17 protein-coding genes, 1 tRNA gene and 1 pseudogene are annotated in these 15,749 nt (G+C 69.8%); 8 read left to right on the plus strand and 11 right to left on the minus strand.

The features are described 5' to 3' along the window. Positions 1-68 precede the first annotated feature (68 nt). Positions 69-986: a Yip1 family protein gene (locus tag ACZ4FH_RS00310; RefSeq protein WP_467301365.1), complete on the plus strand. Its 918-nt coding sequence runs from the start codon at positions 69-71 to the stop codon at positions 984-986. A gap of 85 nt (positions 987-1,071) precedes the next feature. Here the strand turns inward: ACZ4FH_RS00310 and ACZ4FH_RS00315 are convergent, their stop codons facing one another. After that, on the minus strand, positions 1,072-1,572 hold the full coding sequence (locus ACZ4FH_RS00315) for a phosphoribosyltransferase (RefSeq protein WP_383630777.1): 501 nt from the start codon (positions 1,570-1,572) through the stop codon (positions 1,072-1,074). A gap of 6 nt (positions 1,573-1,578) precedes the next feature. After that, positions 1,579-2,154, minus strand: coding sequence for a dCTP deaminase (dcd, locus tag ACZ4FH_RS00320; protein WP_383630780.1), 576 nt, complete (start codon positions 2,152-2,154; stop codon positions 1,579-1,581). A 491-nt stretch (positions 2,155-2,645) separates the two neighbouring features. Between dcd and ACZ4FH_RS00325 the strand changes: the two genes are divergently transcribed. Beyond that, positions 2,646-2,719, plus strand: a tRNA-Gly gene (locus ACZ4FH_RS00325). Between the two features lie 135 nt (positions 2,720-2,854). On the opposite strand, the pseudogene ACZ4FH_RS00330 reads toward ACZ4FH_RS00325, so the two are convergent. From ACZ4FH_RS00330 to ACZ4FH_RS00340, 3 genes and pseudogenes are all read right to left on the minus strand, one after another. Next, positions 2,855-3,436: pseudogene (locus ACZ4FH_RS00330) on the minus strand (TSUP family transporter). 79 nt (positions 3,437-3,515) lie between these two features. Continuing rightward, on the minus strand, positions 3,516-4,244 hold the full coding sequence (locus ACZ4FH_RS00335) for a cation efflux transmembrane domain-containing protein (RefSeq protein ID WP_467301366.1): 729 nt from the start codon (positions 4,242-4,244) through the stop codon (positions 3,516-3,518). Between the two features lie 2 nt (positions 4,245-4,246). Next, positions 4,247-4,597, minus strand: a complete 351-nt coding sequence (locus tag ACZ4FH_RS00340) for a transcriptional regulator (RefSeq protein ID WP_467301720.1) — start codon at positions 4,595-4,597, stop codon at positions 4,247-4,249. Between ACZ4FH_RS00340 and ACZ4FH_RS00345 the strand changes: the two genes are divergently transcribed. Continuing rightward, entirely contained in the window at positions 4,517-4,732 is a 216-nt protein-coding gene (locus ACZ4FH_RS00345) for a hypothetical protein (protein ID WP_467301749.1), read from the plus strand. The two genes, ACZ4FH_RS00340 and ACZ4FH_RS00345, sit on opposite strands and share 81 nt — an antisense overlap. Positions 4,733-4,858: 126 nt before the next feature. Here the strand turns inward: ACZ4FH_RS00345 and ACZ4FH_RS00350 are convergent, their stop codons facing one another. Together ACZ4FH_RS00350 and ACZ4FH_RS00355 are read right to left on the minus strand one after the other, a co-directional pair. Further along, entirely contained in the window at positions 4,859-7,117 is a 2,259-nt protein-coding gene (locus ACZ4FH_RS00350) for an FG-GAP-like repeat-containing protein (RefSeq protein ID WP_467301367.1), read from the minus strand. Between the two features lie 362 nt (positions 7,118-7,479). Beyond that, positions 7,480-7,716, minus strand: a complete 237-nt coding sequence (locus tag ACZ4FH_RS00355) for a DUF6243 family protein (protein ID WP_467301368.1) — start codon at positions 7,714-7,716, stop codon at positions 7,480-7,482. 527 nt (positions 7,717-8,243) lie between these two features. Here ACZ4FH_RS00355 and ACZ4FH_RS00360 point away from each other — a divergent pair. The 4 genes from ACZ4FH_RS00360 (at position 8,244) to ACZ4FH_RS00375 (ending at position 11,055) form a co-directional block, all read left to right on the plus strand. Further along, the gene (locus ACZ4FH_RS00360) at positions 8,244-8,447 is read left to right on the plus strand and encodes a cold-shock protein (protein ID WP_037678274.1); all 204 of its coding nucleotides are present in this window, start codon (positions 8,244-8,246) and stop codon (positions 8,445-8,447) included. Between the two features lie 299 nt (positions 8,448-8,746). Next, positions 8,747-10,252: a DEAD/DEAH box helicase gene (locus ACZ4FH_RS00365; RefSeq protein WP_467301369.1), complete on the plus strand. Its 1,506-nt coding sequence runs from the start codon at positions 8,747-8,749 to the stop codon at positions 10,250-10,252. Between the two features lie 46 nt (positions 10,253-10,298). Then, positions 10,299-10,697 carry a CBS domain-containing protein gene (locus ACZ4FH_RS00370; RefSeq protein WP_467301370.1) on the plus strand — a complete coding sequence of 133 codons (399 nt, stop codon included), beginning with the start codon at positions 10,299-10,301 and terminating at the stop codon, positions 10,695-10,697. 46 nt (positions 10,698-10,743) lie between these two features. After that, positions 10,744-11,055: an SCO5918 family protein gene (locus ACZ4FH_RS00375; RefSeq protein WP_467301371.1), complete on the plus strand. Its 312-nt coding sequence runs from the start codon at positions 10,744-10,746 to the stop codon at positions 11,053-11,055. Positions 11,056-11,201: 146 nt separating this feature from the next. Here the strand turns inward: ACZ4FH_RS00375 and ACZ4FH_RS00380 are convergent, their stop codons facing one another. Then, a complete protein-coding gene (locus ACZ4FH_RS00380; protein WP_467301372.1) occupies positions 11,202-11,561 on the minus strand; it encodes a hypothetical protein in 360 nt (119 codons plus the stop codon). A 745-nt stretch (positions 11,562-12,306) separates the two neighbouring features. On the opposite strand from ACZ4FH_RS00380, the gene ACZ4FH_RS00385 reads away from it, so the two are divergent. Further along, entirely contained in the window at positions 12,307-12,645 is a 339-nt protein-coding gene (locus tag ACZ4FH_RS00385) for a helix-turn-helix domain-containing protein (protein WP_467301373.1), read from the plus strand. Positions 12,646-13,311: 666 nt separating this feature from the next. Here the strand turns inward: ACZ4FH_RS00385 and ACZ4FH_RS00390 are convergent. The 3 genes from ACZ4FH_RS00390 to ACZ4FH_RS00400 form a co-directional block, all read right to left on the minus strand. Further along, entirely contained in the window at positions 13,312-14,541 is a 1,230-nt protein-coding gene (locus tag ACZ4FH_RS00390; protein WP_467301374.1) for an FG-GAP-like repeat-containing protein, read from the minus strand. Between the two features lie 159 nt (positions 14,542-14,700). Beyond that, complete coding sequence (locus ACZ4FH_RS00395; protein ID WP_467301375.1) at positions 14,701-14,919, minus strand: DUF4287 domain-containing protein; 219 nt, start codon at positions 14,917-14,919, stop codon at positions 14,701-14,703. A 64-nt stretch (positions 14,920-14,983) separates the two neighbouring features. Beyond that, complete coding sequence (locus ACZ4FH_RS00400; RefSeq protein ID WP_467301376.1) at positions 14,984-15,688, minus strand: DUF998 domain-containing protein; 705 nt, start codon at positions 15,686-15,688, stop codon at positions 14,984-14,986. Positions 15,689-15,749: the final 61 nt, after the last annotated feature.

The raw sequence follows: 15,749 nt of genomic DNA on the forward strand, positions 1-15,749 counted from the left end.
GCGTCAAAGGCGGGCCAGTTCCCCCGCCCCATCCACCCGGCCCGTGCGGACCAGGTACGTTCGATGACGTGGCTGGATTCAGGATCGGACGCGGCCGGGACAACCGCACCCCGCAGCAAGGGCATCAGCAACCGCGGCAGCAGCCGTACGGCGGTCAGGGACCGGCGCCGTACGGTCAGCAGCCATGGCCGCAGGCGGGAGGCCACGGGGCCCCGCCGCACGGCGGCCACCAGGGCGGGTACGACAACGGCTACCAGGGCGGTGCCGGCGAGCCGGAGTACTTCGGCGACCCGTACCCCCAGCAGCACGGCCACGCCCCCTACCCGCAGCAGGGCGACCCGTACGCCAACAACCCGGGCCACACGCAGGCCTTCAGCGTCAACGAGGACCCCTACGGCGACGGACAGACCTACCGCGCCGGCCAGGCCCCGGCCCAGCCGGCCGGCCCGCGACTGCACTGGAAGCAGCTGCTGACGGGCATCGTGACGCGCCCCAACCCCACGTTCTGGCAGATGCGCGACTACGCGGTCTGGGGCCCGGCGCTGATCGTCACGTTCCTCTACGGCCTGCTGGCGCTGTTCGGCTTCGACGAGGCCCGCGACGACACGATCCACGCCCCGCTCAACACCGCCGTCCCGTACGTCCTGATCACCGGCGCCGCCTTCGTGATCGGCGGTCTGATCCTCGGCGCGGTCACGCACACGCTCGCCCGCCAGCTCGGCGGCGACGGCGCCTGGCAGCCGACGGTGGGCCTGTCCATGCTCATCATGTCGATCACGGACGTGCCGCGCCTGGTCTTCGCGATGTTCCTGGGCGGCGAGAACTCCCTGGTCCAGCTGCTCGGCTGGATCACCTGGCTGGCCGCCGCGGCCCTGCTCACCTCGATGGTGAGCAAATCGCACGACCTGCCCTGGCCCAAGGCCCTGGCGGCCTCGGCGATCCAGCTCCTGGCGCTGGTCTCGATCCTCAAGCTCGGCACGCTCTGACCGCCGCGCCCCCGCACTTCCCCTCCCCGACACACAGGAATCCCCGGCCTCGTTCCCACCGAGACCGGGGATTCCTCGTACGCGCTCAGGCGTCGAGCACCTGTCCCCCGCGCCGCACGACGGGCTTCTGGACACTCCACGGGAAGTTGATCCAGCGGTCCGTCCGCTTCCACACGTACTCGCATTTCACGAGTGAATGCGACTTCTCGTAGATGACCGCGGACCGCACCTCGGCGACATGGTCGACACAGAAATCACGGACGAGTTTCAGCGTCTTTCCGGTGTCGGCCACGTCATCGGTGATGAGGACCTTCTTGTCCGAGAAATCGATCGCGTTCGGAACAGGCGCCAGCATGACCGGCATGTCCAGCGTGGTGCCGACCCCGGTGTAGAACTCGACGTTCACCAGATGAATGTTCTTGCAGTCCAGCGCGTACGCCAGCCCGCCCGCGACGAACACCCCGCCCCGCGCGATGCTGAGCACCAGGTCCGGCTCGAACCCGTCGTCGGCCACCGTCTGCGCCAGCTCCCGCACCGCGTGCCCGAAGCCCTCGTAGGTCAGGTTCTCCCGCGTCTCATCGCTCATCGGACATCACACCTGCGTCCGGTGGAAGTTCAGATACGACCGCGACGCGGTGGGACCGCGCTGCCCCTGGTACCGCGACCCGTACCGCTCGGAGCCGTACGGGAACTCCGACGGCGAACTCAGCCGGAACATGCACAGCTGCCCGATCTTCATCCCCGGCCACAGCTTTATCGGCAGCGTCGCCAGATTCGACAGCTCCAGCGTCACGTGCCCCGAGAACCCCGGATCGATGAACCCGGCCGTCGAATGCGTCACCAGCCCCAACCGGCCCAGCGAACTCTTGCCCTCCAGCCGCGAGGCCAGATCGTCGGGCAGCGAGATGACCTCGTACGTCGACGCCAGCACGAACTCGCCCGGGTGCAGGATGAACGCCTCGTCCCCGTCCGGCTCGACCGTACGCGTGAGATCGGCCTGCTCGACGGCGGGATCGATATGCGGATAACGGTGATTCTCGAACACCCGGAAATAGCGGTCGAGCCTCACGTCGATGCTCGACGGCTGCACCATCGACGCATCGAACGGATCAATACGTACGCGTCCGGCGTCGATCTCGGCCCGGATGTCCTTGTCTGAGAGAAGCACCCACCGAGGATACGCAGAACGCGCGGAACCGCCCTCATCGGGCCGCCCGCGCGCCTGCCCCGCTGTCTTCTGCCGCTCCCCCGCTACCGCTCGCTACCGCTTCTCGAACACCACGGGCACGGCATGCCGCAGCCGTGCGCACCGAGGACAACGGATGAGCCTCCCCGGCCCGATCCGCCCGGACCCGAGCTGCTGCATCGGGAACGAGGAGGTAGCGAAAACGTGCCCTTCGGCACAGCGGACGACGGTGCGCTCCATGGAGTCCATCAAGTCCCTTCCCCATCAAGCCGTGGACGAGAAAGCCACATTAGGGGATGAACAGGACCCCACCCCACCCGGCACTCCGACCCCCACGCTACGCCCCCAACTCCCGCCCCCCACACCCACGTCCACCCCCACCCCCCACGCCACACATCCGGGCCGGCGCCTCGGGGGGCCTTCGATGGGGTACAGTGTGGGACGATGCGTCGCTGGTCATCCAGTTGCGTTACGCGGGTGTAGTTTAATGGTAGAACATGAGCTTCCCAAGCTCAGAGCGCGAGTTCGATTCTCGTCACCCGCTCCATACGAAAGCCCTTGGCCAACGGCCGGGGGCTTCTTTGTTGTCTAGACCTGTCAGACCACGCGTGCCACTCGCGCACCATGCGGGATCTGAGAATACGTCAGAACAGGCTTTCGCAGCCCCTACTGTCTCACCCCCTCAGGCCAAGGCCTGGGCGGCACAGAGCGCACCTAGGGCGGCGGCGAGGGTTCCGAGCAGGAGACGCGGAGCAGGGTTTCGGGCAGGCGGGGTTGAAGCCGGGCGCCGAGACAGCCGCCGCTCAGGCCGCCGGGGCCCAGCCACCAGTTGGGCGCCACGGGGCCGAGCAGGGAACCGCCGCCGATCCCGTAGATTCCGCCCGCCGTTCCGACCATCAGGGCGAGGAGCGCGAGGGCGAGCGCCGGCGGTTCGGCCGCTTCGGGACGTTGGCGAACCGGGCGCAGTGGGCGCAGGCACAGGCACGTGCCGAGCGGCACCGGCGATGACGCCGGGCAGCGTCCACAGGACGAGGCGCCGGGCCAGGCCGTCGTGGAGGGCGGCGTCGCGGCGGTAGCGCCAGAGTGCTCCGGGGCCGGCCACCACGTTGAAGAGCAGGTTCGTCGGTGTGACGGCGGGGCTGGGTACTCCGAGGAGGCTGAGCTGGACCGGGAGGAGGAAGACCGCGCCGGACACACCGACCGGTGCGGTCACCACCGAGATCAGCGGACCGGCCGCGAGCCCGGCCCAGATCGTCTGGTCCACCGCCGCCCCCGTCCGCCCTCGATGGCCCGGTCAGTATCGACGGACCGGGCCACGTGGGCGAGGGCGGGCAACGGGATGTTCACGAACAGCAGGTGCATGCCGGCTTGCAGCCGCATGCGTCCGCCTCGGCCGCCACCGCAGGGGCCGGGACGTGCCCGTGTGCGGTGGGCGCGCAGCAGCCCTTGCCCTGCCAGGCGTCGCGGCCTTCCTTGACGGCGATGGCGGCGATGACGAGCGCGGCGACGGGGTCGACCCAGGACCAGCCGAGGGTGGCGTTGAGGATCAGGCCGACCAGAAGGACGGCTGAGAGGTAGGTGCACAGGAGGGTCTGCTTGGAATCGGCGACGGCGGAGGCGGAGCCGAGTTCGCGGCCGGCGCGGCGCTGGGCGGCGGAGAGGAACGGCATGATCGCGAGGGAGAGGGCCGCGATCACGATGCCGAGGATGGAGCGTTCGGCTTCGCCGGTGCCGGTCAGGGCGCGGACGGCGTCGACGGCGACGTACGCGGCGAGCGCGAAGAAGGAGACGGCGATGATGCGCAGGGTGCGCTGCTCCCGCGCTTCGCGGACGGCATGGTCGCGGGCGGAGAACTGCCAGGCGACCGCGGCGGCGGAGGAGACCTCGATGATCGAGTCGAGACCGAAGCCGATCAGGGCGGTGGAGGAGGCGAGGCCGCCGGCTGTGAGGGCGACGACCGCCTCGATGGCGTTGTAGGTGATCGTCAACGCGACCAGCAGCCGTATCCGGCGGGTGAGCGCGTCGCGGCGGGCCGGGGAGGGACCGAGGAATATCGACATCTCGGCGGCCATGATCAGAAGCAACCCTTCTCGTCGGCATCCGGGCAGGTGCGGTCGGTCTCGACGGCTACGACGGCGGTGCGCAGGTCGTCCAGGGCGTGGCCGAGGCGTTCGTCGGCGAGCTCGTAGCGGGTGCGGCGGCCGTCGGGGATGGCGATGATGACCGCAGGCTCCTCGCGATGCTTCAGGTCTTTCACGACATGGGCCCCGACCCGGTGGTCGGGGCCAACACCATCGTGGAAGTCAGCCACTCCGGCACCGACATGCCTCGCCCCAACTGAGCCTTGTCCCGCACCAAGGTGGAGCCGGTCACCGAGCAGGCGGCGAAAGCGGCGGCTGAACTCCTCAAAGGGGCCGGGCCGCACGGACACAAGTACGCCATCGACGCCACCGTCGCCGAGGTCGCACTCCGCCAGCCGAAACCCGTCGCCTTGCTGACCTCCGACAGCGACTGCATGAGCAAGCTCTGCGGCAGCCAGGTTCGCGTCATCCCTCTCTGACCCGCCGGCCCGGTTCGCGGGCCGGCTCGCGGGCCGGTTCCAGGGGCTGTGGTCGTTCACCTTGCGGTAGCGGCAGCTCTCGAAGGCTCTTCGAGAGCTGCCTGCCATGGGCTTGCGGGGTTGGCGTCAGACGACGGTGTTGTAGTGCTGATTCACGTAGAAGAGATTGCCCATCTCGCGTGCCGCGAAGGGAGCCTTCGCGTTACCGGTACCGCGATAGCGCCAGGGGTCGCCGTTGCGGTCGACGGCGATCAGGTCCGGCTTTCCGTCGACGTTGCTGTCGCCTATGCCGATCAGTTGGGTGTAGGTGTTCCAGCCGCCGCCGATCCGGGTGCGGGGGGCGAAGGTGCCCTTGCCGGTGCCCAGGTAGAGCCAGAGCACACCCGCGCTGTCACGGGCCACCAGATCGCCTCCGGAACCGCCGGCGACATTGCCGACCGCGGTGACCTGGGTGTAGGTGTTCCAGCCGCCGCCGATCCTGGAACGGGTGGCGTACGGTGCCTTCCAGTTCCCGGTGCCCTTGTAGAGCCACAGGACGCCGTCGCGGTCGCGCGCTACGAGGTCGGGTCTGCCGTCGCCGGAGAAGTCCGCCGTTCCGGTCAGTTGGGTGTAGGTGTTCCAGCCGCCGCCGATGCGAGTGCGGGGGGCGAAGGTGCCCTTGCCGGTGCCCAGGTAGAGCCAGAGCACACCCGCGCTGTCACGGGCCACCAGGTCGCCTCCGGAGCCACCGGCGACATTGCCGACCGCGGTGATCTGGTTGTAGGCGTTCCAGCCGCCACCGATCCTTGAACGGGCGTTTCCGTACAGCTTCGAGGTCCACGGATCGTGGTCGGTGTCCACGCCCCACAGCACGCCGGCACCGTCGCGCGCCAGCAGGTCCGGAGACCCGTTGTCGGTGTAGTCGTGGGGTGCGGGCTGGCGCGTGACCTTGAAGGTGCCGCTCGCCTTGAGGTCCGGCCCGAGGGCATTGAACGGCTTGGCGATGATCTGCCAGCTGTAGGTGCCGTTGGGGGCCGAGCCGCTGTCGGTCCACCCTGTCCAGTTCATATGTATCCGCCCGTAATAGTCCATCCCCACCGGCCTGGTGGTGTCGTCGGACGGATACAGGTACGACGTGCTGGAGACGCCTGTGGCGGTGTTGCGGAGGGTGAGGATCACTTCCGCGTTGTAGCGCGACAGCTGCCACCTCGCCTTCCAGGGCGCCGTGTCGAGCGTGGCCACTGCGGGGACGTCGGAACTCACCAGGGTGATCCCCTCCGGCTCACCGGTACCGGCGACCAGTTCCACCACCGGCGTACCGTCGGCACCGGGGGACACCCGGTAGACGCCCTCGCCCTGGGCGAGGGTGCCGCCCATCACCAGCAGCGCCCCGTCGGGGGTGGCAGCGAGCGATGTGGCGTGGTCCAGGATCTTGCGGCTGGTTCCCCCGCCGACCGGTACCGCCCGGAAAGAGAAGTCCTCGTCGGTGGACCCTGCGGACAATGAGGTCTCGGAGCCGAACAGGGCCCAGTCCCCGACCAGCCCCACCAAGGGGTGGGACACGTGCTGGCGCGTGTCGATCTGCGACACCTCGCCGGTGTCCCGGTTCTCCACGCGCAACTGCGAGGTGGCCGGCCTGTCCGAGCCGTACAGGGTGGCGAGGTACTTCGGGGACAGAGCCGCGTCGCTCCAGGTCGAGCGGGTGAGGTGCGAGGGTGTCGCGATGCCCGAGGCAAGGTCGACCACCGCGTAGGAGAAGTCGGTTTCCGCGTCCGTGAGCCGGTTGTAGTACAGCAACCGGGAGCCGGGCGCGGAAGACGCTATGCCCACCGTTCGTATGTCATCGGGAAGTCCGGTGACCGTCCGGTCGGTCTGCACACCGTCCACGACGGTGAGCAGATGCAGTTCCCTGCAGTCGACGCCTTGGTTGGGCATGTAGGGACAGGCCATCGCCGTCGAGCCGACGGCACCCACGAAGTTGCGGTACTTTCCCAGTTCCAGGACGGATACCACTCCGGTGGACATGTCGTGCATTTCGACCCGGTGGTCGGCCTCGCCGAGGTATCCCCGCTCCAGTGCCACCACATCGGACACCGAGCCGTGGATCTCGGTCGAGCGCACCTGCGAAGTGCCACGGCCCAGGTTGGTGACCGAGCCATCGGCATAACGGGTCCACAGCAGGTCGTATGCGCGTGTCGACGCGAGGAAGCCCGTCTCGCCGGACATGACCACCTCGGACCCCGGAGGCAGCGCGGCGATGCCGGTGGCCTGGGCCTCGGTGGCCGGGCGGGGCGTCCCGGCCCCGGAGTCCGCGAACGCGGGCAGCGCGAGGGGTCCACCCATCGTGGCGATGGCGAGGGCCACCGTCCCGGCCAGGACCTTGCGGAATGAGTTGCTGTGCGGCACGTGTCCTCCTGGGCGGGCTGCCGCGCAACGCGCGAGCAGACGCAACGACCGAGGAGGGCCGTGCAGGGAACACCAGCGCCGACAGGGAAATTCTCCGGCGGCCCCCCACGTTCGAATTCTCGCGGATCGTAGCAGCACCCATCGCCGCGGTTGGCCGCGGTTCAGCGGCGGCCCGTCCTTCGGTCGAGCGGGACCGCCCCACCTCGTCCAGCACCGCGCCCAGGGGGACATCCAACGCCGTGCTGAAGGGCCCTCGGGCCAGTCTCCGCCCCGAGTCCCGCACCACCTGCGCGCCACCACGACGGCTGTCGGGTCCGGGGTGTGCCCGCCGGACCCGACAGCCGTCGCGCTACGGCGGTGCGTCAGCTCTGCGCCGCGTCGTTGTCCGTCTGCGCGGGGTCGTCGTTCGTCTGCCCCGTGGTCTCGGCCCCGTGCGTCTTCTCGCGCATCTTGCGTACGAGCTCCGCCTTCCGGTCGGCGGCGCTCTGGCGGTCCAGGTTGCGGTGGGGGCCGTTGTTCTGGCGTTCGGCGCGGGAGAGGCGCTTGCGCTGGCCGCCGCCCTGGCCCACGGGGTTGTTGATGTTCTTGCTGTCGGTCATGGGTTCTCCCGGTCATGAGGTGGAGCGATCTGCGGATGCACGGTGGGACGGTCGTGGCGCCGAAGGACGTCGGCGGGGTCCGTCACGCTCTCCCCCGGGGATCGGCACCTGGAGAACATGCCGAGGACGTTACCCGGTCCTGTGGGCCCCGCATGCCGGGCCTCGGAGGCTTGGGGGCTGGGGGCTTGGGGGCTGGGGGCTTGGGGGCACGGATCGCGGCGACCGTCCCGGACCGGTGCGGTCGTATGCTGAATACCTGTGCCGGCGGTCTCAGAATTTAATGGTCCGCACGGGGAGGGTTTCTGTCTCGGGGTGGGCGGGAAAATCGTTCGCGTACATAATCCTGGCCGGCGTGCTACTGTCGAAGTCAGTTGCAGTTGTGGTACCCAAAGATTTCAGGCGCCTCGGACCGGCTCACACCGGAGAGGGGCGCTTCGTATTTCCGGTCGTTTCCGGGCAGGGCATCATCGCGGCGACACGGGATCCGTAGAGTGCGGATTCCGGTGTACTGCCCAGAGGAGATTGACATGGCTACCGGCACCGTGAAGTGGTTCAACGCGGAAAAGGGCTTCGGGTTCATCGAGCAGGACGGTGGCGGCCCCGACGTGTTCGCCCACTACTCGAACATCGCCGCCCAGGGCTTCCGCGAGCTCCAGGAGGGCCAGAAGGTGTCCTTCGACATCGCTCAGGGCCAGAAGGGCCCGACGGCCGAGAACATCGTTTCCGTCTGACGCTGACGCGTATTTCGTAGCTGGGGCCCGCATCCTTCGGGGTGCGGGCCCCAGCTACGTGCATTTTCTGGTGGTCATGTCCACAGGAAAACACGGCCGAGGGGTGCAGCATCCTCGAAGCCGCAGCCGGCGATGCGCCGGATTCGACCTCGCACCCCGCCCCTCATTATTCATGTGTGCGCCGACACGAATTCTCCGTGGCCCGCGTTCGCATTTCATTCGGTCCGTGCCTGTGATTCCCCGCACCGTTCTTTTTCTGGGGAATTCCTTGATACGTGCCGTATCAAGGAAGGTTCCGCATGAACCCCGCACGCACGAACAGCCGGTCCTCCCGCGCCCGCCGCGGCGACGGCCACGGCTACGACTCCGCCGCCGGTTCCGTCCGGGGCGGTCGCCGCTCCTCGTCAGCCCCGGGCCGTTCCACCCGGCCGGGCGGTTCGGACGGGCGGCGGCCCGCCACGGTGCGGGGAGAGTTCGCCCTGCCCGAGACGGTCACCCCGGCGCTGCCCGCGGTCGAGGCGTTCAGCGGGCTCGACCTGCCGAGGAGCCTGCTGGCCGCGCTCACCGCGCAGGGCGTGACGACACCGTTCCCGATCCAGGGCGCGACGCTGCCGAACTCCCTGGCGGGCCGCGACGTCCTGGGCCGCGGCCGGACCGGCTCCGGCAAGACGCTCGCCTTCGGCCTGGCGCTGCTGGCCCGCACCGCCGGGCAGCGCGCCGAGCCCCGTCAGCCGCTGGCGCTGGTCCTCGTTCCCACCCGGGAGCTCGCGCAGCAGGTCACCGACGCCCTCACCCCGTACAGCCGCGCGACACGGCTGCGTCTGGCCACCGTCGTCGGCGGGATGTCGATCGGCCGGCAGGCGAACGCGCTGCGCGGTGGCGCCGAGGTCGTCGTGGCCACCCCCGGCCGCCTCAAGGACCTGATCGAACGGGGTGACTGCCGGCTGGACCGGGTCGCGACCACGGTCCTGGACGAGGCCGACCAGATGACGGACATGGGGTTCATGCCTCAGGTGACCGCACTCCTCGACCAGGTCCGCCCCGGGGGCCAGCGCATGCTCTTCTCCGCGACTCTGGACCGTAACGTCGACCTGCTGGTCCGGCGCTATCTGACCGATCCCGTCGTCCACTCCGTGGATCCCTCCCAGGGCGCGGTCACCACGATGGAACATCACGTCCTTCATGTGCACAGCGCGGACAAACACCGGCTCACCACGGAGATCGCGGCACGCGAGGGCCGGGTGATCATGTTCCTGGACACCAAGCACGCCGTGGACCGCCTCACCGAACACCTGCTCGCCAGCGGGGTCCGGGCCGCCGCTCTGCACGGCGGCAAGTCGCAGCCGCAGCGGACCCGTACCCTCGCCCAGTTCAAGACCGGGCACGTGACCGTGCTGGTGGCGACGAACGTCGCGGCACGCGGCATCCACGTCGACCACCTCGACCTCGTCGTCAACGTCGATCCGCCGTCCGACCACAAGGACTACCTCCACCGCGGGGGCCGCACCGCGCGGGCCGGGGAGTCCGGCAGCGTCGTCACCCTGGTCACCAGCCACCAGCGCCGCGACATGACCCGGCTCATGGCTGCCGCCGGCATCGTGCCCCGGACCACCCAGGTCCGCTCCGGAGAGGCGGCGCTCAGCCGGATCACCGGCGCCCGGACCCCCTCCGGCGTCCCCGTGACGATCACCGCGCCCGCACCCGAGCAGCGCCGGCGGAGCGCGTCCCCGGCCGGCCGGCGCGGCCCCTCCACGGCTTCCCGGCGCGGCCGGGGACGGTCGTCCGCCCCGAACACGGCGGCCTGACCACCGCGTGATCCGGAAACCGGCCCGTCCCCGCAGGAGGCACGTGATGACATCGCTCCGGAACCAGCCCGACCCGACGAACGCGGGCTCCCTCTCTCCCGCGGCGCCCAGTGCCGTGGACGCGGCCGGACCACGGGTCTGCGACGACATGACCGTAGAGGTGGCCCTGTCGGTCATGACCAGTGCCGGAACCGGGCATCTGAGGATCTGCGACAACGACAGCCGGTGCACCGGACTGGTCAGCCGAGCCCAGCTCACCGTCGTCCGCGACGGCCCCGGCTACTCGGACCGGATCCAGCTGCGCGACATCCTGGCCCACCGCCGGCCGCGCACCGCACCGGTCGCCACGACGGCGGCCGAGGACACCGCGTACCGTCGGACCGCCAACCCCTTCGTCGTGGACCGGAACGCCGACACCCCAGGCGTTCTCGCCCCGGCACTGTGAAGCGCCGCCCCGTGCACCCGTCCCCTTCCTCTCCCTGTGAGGCATCATGCGCTGTGTCATTGCCCGCTTCCCGTTCGAGCTCACGAAGAACGGTGTCCAGGACTCCATGAAGGACATCAAGCCCGAGGAGGTCAGCGGCGATTCCGTGACCATCGGCCGCCGCGTCTACCCCGTCAAGCAGGTCGGCCAGGTCATCACCGGCCAGGACCGTCGTGACTTCACCGCCGACGAAGTCGTCCGGGCGATGACCAAGCTCGGCTTCACCTGCCACAGCGCCGCCCGGACCGCTCCGTCCGCCCCGGCCCGCAGCCCGCTGCAGCGCGCCTCCGAGACGCTCGGCGGCCACACGACCGCCTGACCGCTTCACGACGTCCGGCCCCGGCCGGGCGTCCGGCTGCACGCCGTCCGGACGACGGGGAGCGCGCCGAGACCCCAGAGGGAGGGCCCGACCGGTATCTGCCGGCCGGGCCCTTCCTCGTACCTGTGGGTTTCCTCCGCGCGACGTCAGTGCCCGGAGTAGGTGAAGTCGCCCATGGTCCAGGCGCTGACATCCGTGATCGAGACGCGGTACATACCGCCTGTCTCCGGGATCCCCACCGTCCCCTGGAGGATGCGCGCCCTGTGGAAGTGCAGATGGGCGGGCGGCCCGTCGTTCCGGGGCGTCGCGGTGAACACGGCGGAGAACTCACCCAGCTGTGCCGAGTCGGTCAGGACTTCCGACACCCTCTGCCGCCATACGGCTTCGGGGGCCAGCCGGCCGGTGATGACAGCACCACCGACGACCACGGTCAGGGACATCTGGTTGCTGTGCCCGGACTCCACCAGCGTGGCGATGTCAACGAGCAGCTCGTCAGGCTTCGACATGAGAGCCGATCCTATGCACGGATCGGCCCTCCGTCCCTTGTCCCGTCGTCCTCCGGGACCGCCCGCCGCCCTCGGAGACCTGCCCACCTCCCTCCGAAGCCCCTTGGGCAACGGCGGCGGCAGCGACGGCCCGGTAGCCCGCAGGCGAGCCGACTCCTCCGGCGAAGCCGATTACCTCCTTAGGGGGAACTCGAAAATCTACTGCGGCCAGAGTAGACATCACCTACTGATCTAGTTAGGGTTTCTCACGTAACCCAGAGAGGCATCAAGGCCCGGCAGAGACGAACTGCCGGTGACGCACGTACACGCAGGACGGTTCGGCGGTGGAGTCTCGAAGCCAGGGCTGTTGCAGGACGGCGACGGGGCTGACCACCGGACCGGGTGGCCCAAGGCAAGGGGCCGCCACGGCGGAACCGCTGTCACGACGGCTGCGGCATCCGTGAACGCAGTACGCAGTACCCGCAGATAGGCAATTGATCACCGCGAGAAGAACGGAGGAGCCGACGCCATCGGGATCGCCCGGGACGGAGCTTTCGGCCCGCCCGGGTACCGCAGGACATCGATAGTGAGGTGGTCTCCGGTCAAGCAACCGCGATCCCCGCACTCCCGGCAGCGGTCAGGTCGGAGCTGCGGATACAGAAGGCCGGTGCCGCATCCGGACCGGCAGGTGGTGTAGTAGTTCCTTCGGGGCCTTGGTGCCAGGTGGCACCAAGGCCCCTCGACGCGTTCCACAAGAGAGGTGCCAGTGACAGCAGACGACTCGTACGGCCGTCTTGACGACGACGACTACCCCGCCTTCACGATGGGCCGAGCCGCCGAGATGCTCGGCACGAGCCAGGGTTTCCTCCGCGCGATCGGCGAAGCCCGTCTGATCACCCCGTTGCGTTCGGAAGGCGGCCACCGCCGCTACTCCCGCTACCAACTGCGCATCGCCGCCCGCGCCCGCGAACTGGTTGACCAGGGCACGCCCATCGAGGCCGCCTGTCGCATCGTCGTCCTGGAGGACCAGCTCGAAGAGGCCCAGCGCATCAACGCCGAGTACCGCCGCGCCGCCGCTTCCGAAGAGCCGCCGACCACGGACTGAGGCGTCGTCGGCCCGACGCCACCCGCCGCACACGACCGCGGCGCACACGCGTGGGGTGCCGGCCGGGAAACGGCGGCACGGGCGAACCGCCCTTCTGACCGGTATCCGCATGACCCGGCCGAAACCCGTCGCCCTCCTGACCTCCGGCGGCGACGGCAGCGACGGCAGCGACGGCAGCGACGGTACGGTCACACCCTGCGGAAGTTATTTCCGCATCATCCCACTCTGCTCAGTCGGCCCGCCCTGGTCGTGGACCGGGGCCTTCTTGTTGCCCTTCTCCGCTTCGGCCGCGAGCAGGAGACCGACTCCATGGATCGGTGGTGAGGGTGGCGGAGATCCGGGTTCTGTCGTGGCCGGCGAGGGTGAGGTCCTGGATGCGCTGGAACAGGGCGCGGTGCACGGCGGCGAGGAGGGCGGCGGCGGTACGAAGGGTGAGGTCGCCGCGAGATGTTCCGCCCGATCACGCGCGAAGCTGTTCATCGTCCGGCACATGAGGCCACTGCCAGCCGTCCGGGGAAGCATCCGCCGGTCGGCAGGCGCGCACGAAGTCGCCGTACTCGTCCTGGACGATCCCCTCGTTGACCCACCGGGCACGCCAACCGCGCACGTGGCGCGCTCAGTACGTGGTCGGCCCGCCCGGCGGGTCGGGGTCGGCGTGGCTCCGTTCTAGGCGAATCCGTGCAGGCCCCACCAGTCGCCGTTGGTGAGTTCGGAGCGTGCCAGGGAGCCGTTGCCGAGGCCGGGGTAGGTGACGAGCCAGCCGGGGTTGCCGCGGTAGCCGTCGATGGCGAAGGTGGTGTTGCTCACGGCGGCGAGGTCGGGGCGGCCGTCGCCGGTGAAGTCGCCTACGGCGACGAGGGCGGCCATGGTGTTCCAGCCTCCGGTTCCGATGAGCTTGCGGGGGCCGAGCTTGCCGGTGGAGGTGCCGGGGTAGAGCCAGAGCCTGCCTGTGGAGGCCTCGCGGGCGTAGAGGTCGGGGCGGCCGTCGCCGGTGGCGTCGCCGACGCCGGCGAGGGCGCTCATGGCATTCCAGCCCCCGGTTCCGATGAGCTTGCGGGCGCCGAGCTTGCCGGTGGAGGTGCCGGGGTAGAGCCAGAGCCTGCCCGTGGACTTCTCTCGGGCGATCAGGTCGGAACGGCCGTCGCCCGTCAGGTCTCCGTAGGCGGTGATGTTGCTCATGGCGTTCCAGCCGCCCGTGCCGATGAGCCTGCGCGCGCCGAGGGAGCCGGTGCCGGTGCCGGGGTAGAGCCACAGCTTTCCGGTGGACGCCTCACGGGCGATGAGGTCCTCGCGGCCGTCGCGGCTGAAGTCGCCGTGCCGGGTGAGGGCGTTCATGGCGTTCCAGCCGCCGGTGCCGACGAGCCGGCCGGTTCCGTTGCCGGAGCTGAGCCAGAGCCGTCCCGCCAGGTCGCGGACCATGACGTCGGCCCTGCGGTCGCCGTTCATGTCGCCGAAGCCCAGGTCCTTGGGGGCGGTCTCCGCGTACCAGTACGGGAAAGCGGTGTAGGCGCACTCGCGTTCCGTACGGACGAACTTGATGGAGCTGATCGACGGAGGGTACTGCGCACTCCAGCCAAGGGTGCTGCCTGCGGGCTCCTCGGCGAAGTAGCCGCCGGACGCGTTGTAGTTCTTGGCGTCGTAGGTGCATGCGATCAGCTTGGTCCGGTTGACGTGCGACCGGACCTTGTTGTCCCAGCTGCCGAGGTCGGCGACGTTCTTGTTCGTCATGTACCGCGTGCCGGTGCCGTCCGCGCGCGACCAGCCGCACCAGTACCCCACCGTGCACCCGTTCACGTCCTTGGCGGCGGCCGGTCCCGCGCTCGTGATGTTCAGACCGGTACAGGCGAGCACGAGGCCGGAGAGCAGCGCGGCTCCCCGTACGAAACGCTTGCGCATGTGGGTGTCCCCTCCCGATGGATGCGCGCCGTCCTCTTCGCCCCCGCCCACGGGCGGCCCCGGCTGCCGGACGACACCGGCACAGACTCCCATGGAGCGGGCCTGCCCGGGGCGGAGGGGTGCAGCCCGGACGTCCGACTGGGGCCCAGGCGCCCGAGGTCAATTCCCCTTGTCCTCCGCGAGGGTGTGCGCCACGAGGGCGTTGGCGTGGCCGTGGCCGAGGGCGTGTTCGGTCTTGAGCCAGGTGACGAGTTCCATGTGCTTGGTGAGGGGAGAGGAGCGGATGAGGTCCTTCCAGTCGGAGATCGGGCGGCCGTACTTCTTCTCGATGGAGGGGAAGTAGCTGGCGGGGCCCTTGGTGGCGGGGGTGTTCGTCATAGTGGGGCGGTTCCTTCGGGAGAGGGGAGGGGGAGACGGGAGAGGGGAGGCAGGGGCGCGGTTGTCAGTGGGTGGTGGTAGTGCTGCTGGTGGTGGTCAGGCGGGGTGTGATCGCGCTCAGCCAGAGCATGCCCAGTCCGGCGCCGCAGGTGAAGGCGAGGACGGCGGTGGCGGAGGCCATGAATCCGGCGAGGACCACGAACGGGACGACGCGGGAGGCGCGCGCCCAGCCGCGGTGGCCGGCGGCGGCGAGGGGGCGGGCGAGGACGAGGAACGCGGCGCACAGGGCGAGATAGCCGACCGTTCCGGCGGCCATGTGGACGGTGCCGTGGCCCGTCATCACGGTCTCCTCGGCGGCCCCGGCCGGAAAGCCGGCCCCCGCGTCGGCGGGGAACGCCGCCGCGAGCCAGAAGGAGACGGCGAACACGGCGACGAGGGCGGGCCCCCAGGTTCCGCCGGGTCTTCCGCGCAGTGTTCTGCGCAAGCCGGCCGCACCGGCCAGCAGCAGCGCGCCCGCGACGGCGAAGTTCACTGTCTGGATCCAGCCGTCCTCGCCGAGGGCGAGTTGGCTGAGCGCGTTCCGGGTGATGTCGAAGCCGTCCCGTGCGGCGCCCTGGATCAGACCGGCGGCGAGGAAGAGCGGGCCCGCCGCCATGCCCGCGGTCATGGCGGCGGGTGCTGCGGCGGACGGGGCGGAGAGCGCGGAACGGGAGGTGGTGCGGGGGGTAGTGCGGGAGGAGGTGCCGGGGGAGGTGAGCGTGTCGGTCACGGTGGAGCCCTTCTTGCCTCGTTGGTGTCGCTCATATGACCGAGGAACATGAGCGGATTCA

The organism is Streptomyces sp. NPDC024555 (assembly GCF_055559335.1).

Bases quoted from the DNA above. Each gene is read 5' to 3' on its own strand.
- ACZ4FH_RS00315 (WP_383630777.1), bottom strand. From the start codon at position 1,572: ATGAGCGATGAGACGCGGGAGAACCTGACCTACGAGGGCTTCGGGCAC.
- ACZ4FH_RS00335 (WP_467301366.1), bottom strand. From the start codon at position 4,244: ATGGCCGCCGAGATGTCGATATTCCTCGGTCCCTCCCCGGCCCGCCGC.
- ACZ4FH_RS00355 (WP_467301368.1), bottom strand. From the start codon at position 7,716: ATGACCGACAGCAAGAACATCAACAACCCCGTGGGCCAGGGCGGCGGC.
- ACZ4FH_RS00360 (WP_037678274.1), top strand. From the start codon at position 8,244: ATGGCTACCGGCACCGTGAAGTGGTTCAACGCGGAAAAGGGCTTCGGG.
- ACZ4FH_RS00365 (WP_467301369.1), top strand. From the start codon at position 8,747: ATGAACCCCGCACGCACGAACAGCCGGTCCTCCCGCGCCCGCCGCGGC.
- ACZ4FH_RS00370 (WP_467301370.1), top strand. From the start codon at position 10,299: ATGACATCGCTCCGGAACCAGCCCGACCCGACGAACGCGGGCTCCCTC.
- ACZ4FH_RS00375 (WP_467301371.1), top strand. From the start codon at position 10,744: ATGCGCTGTGTCATTGCCCGCTTCCCGTTCGAGCTCACGAAGAACGGT.
- ACZ4FH_RS00380 (WP_467301372.1), bottom strand. From the start codon at position 11,561: ATGTCGAAGCCTGACGAGCTGCTCGTTGACATCGCCACGCTGGTGGAG.
- ACZ4FH_RS00390 (WP_467301374.1), bottom strand. From the start codon at position 14,541: ATGCGCAAGCGTTTCGTACGGGGAGCCGCGCTGCTCTCCGGCCTCGTG.
- ACZ4FH_RS00395 (WP_467301375.1), bottom strand. From the start codon at position 14,919: ATGACGAACACCCCCGCCACCAAGGGCCCCGCCAGCTACTTCCCCTCC.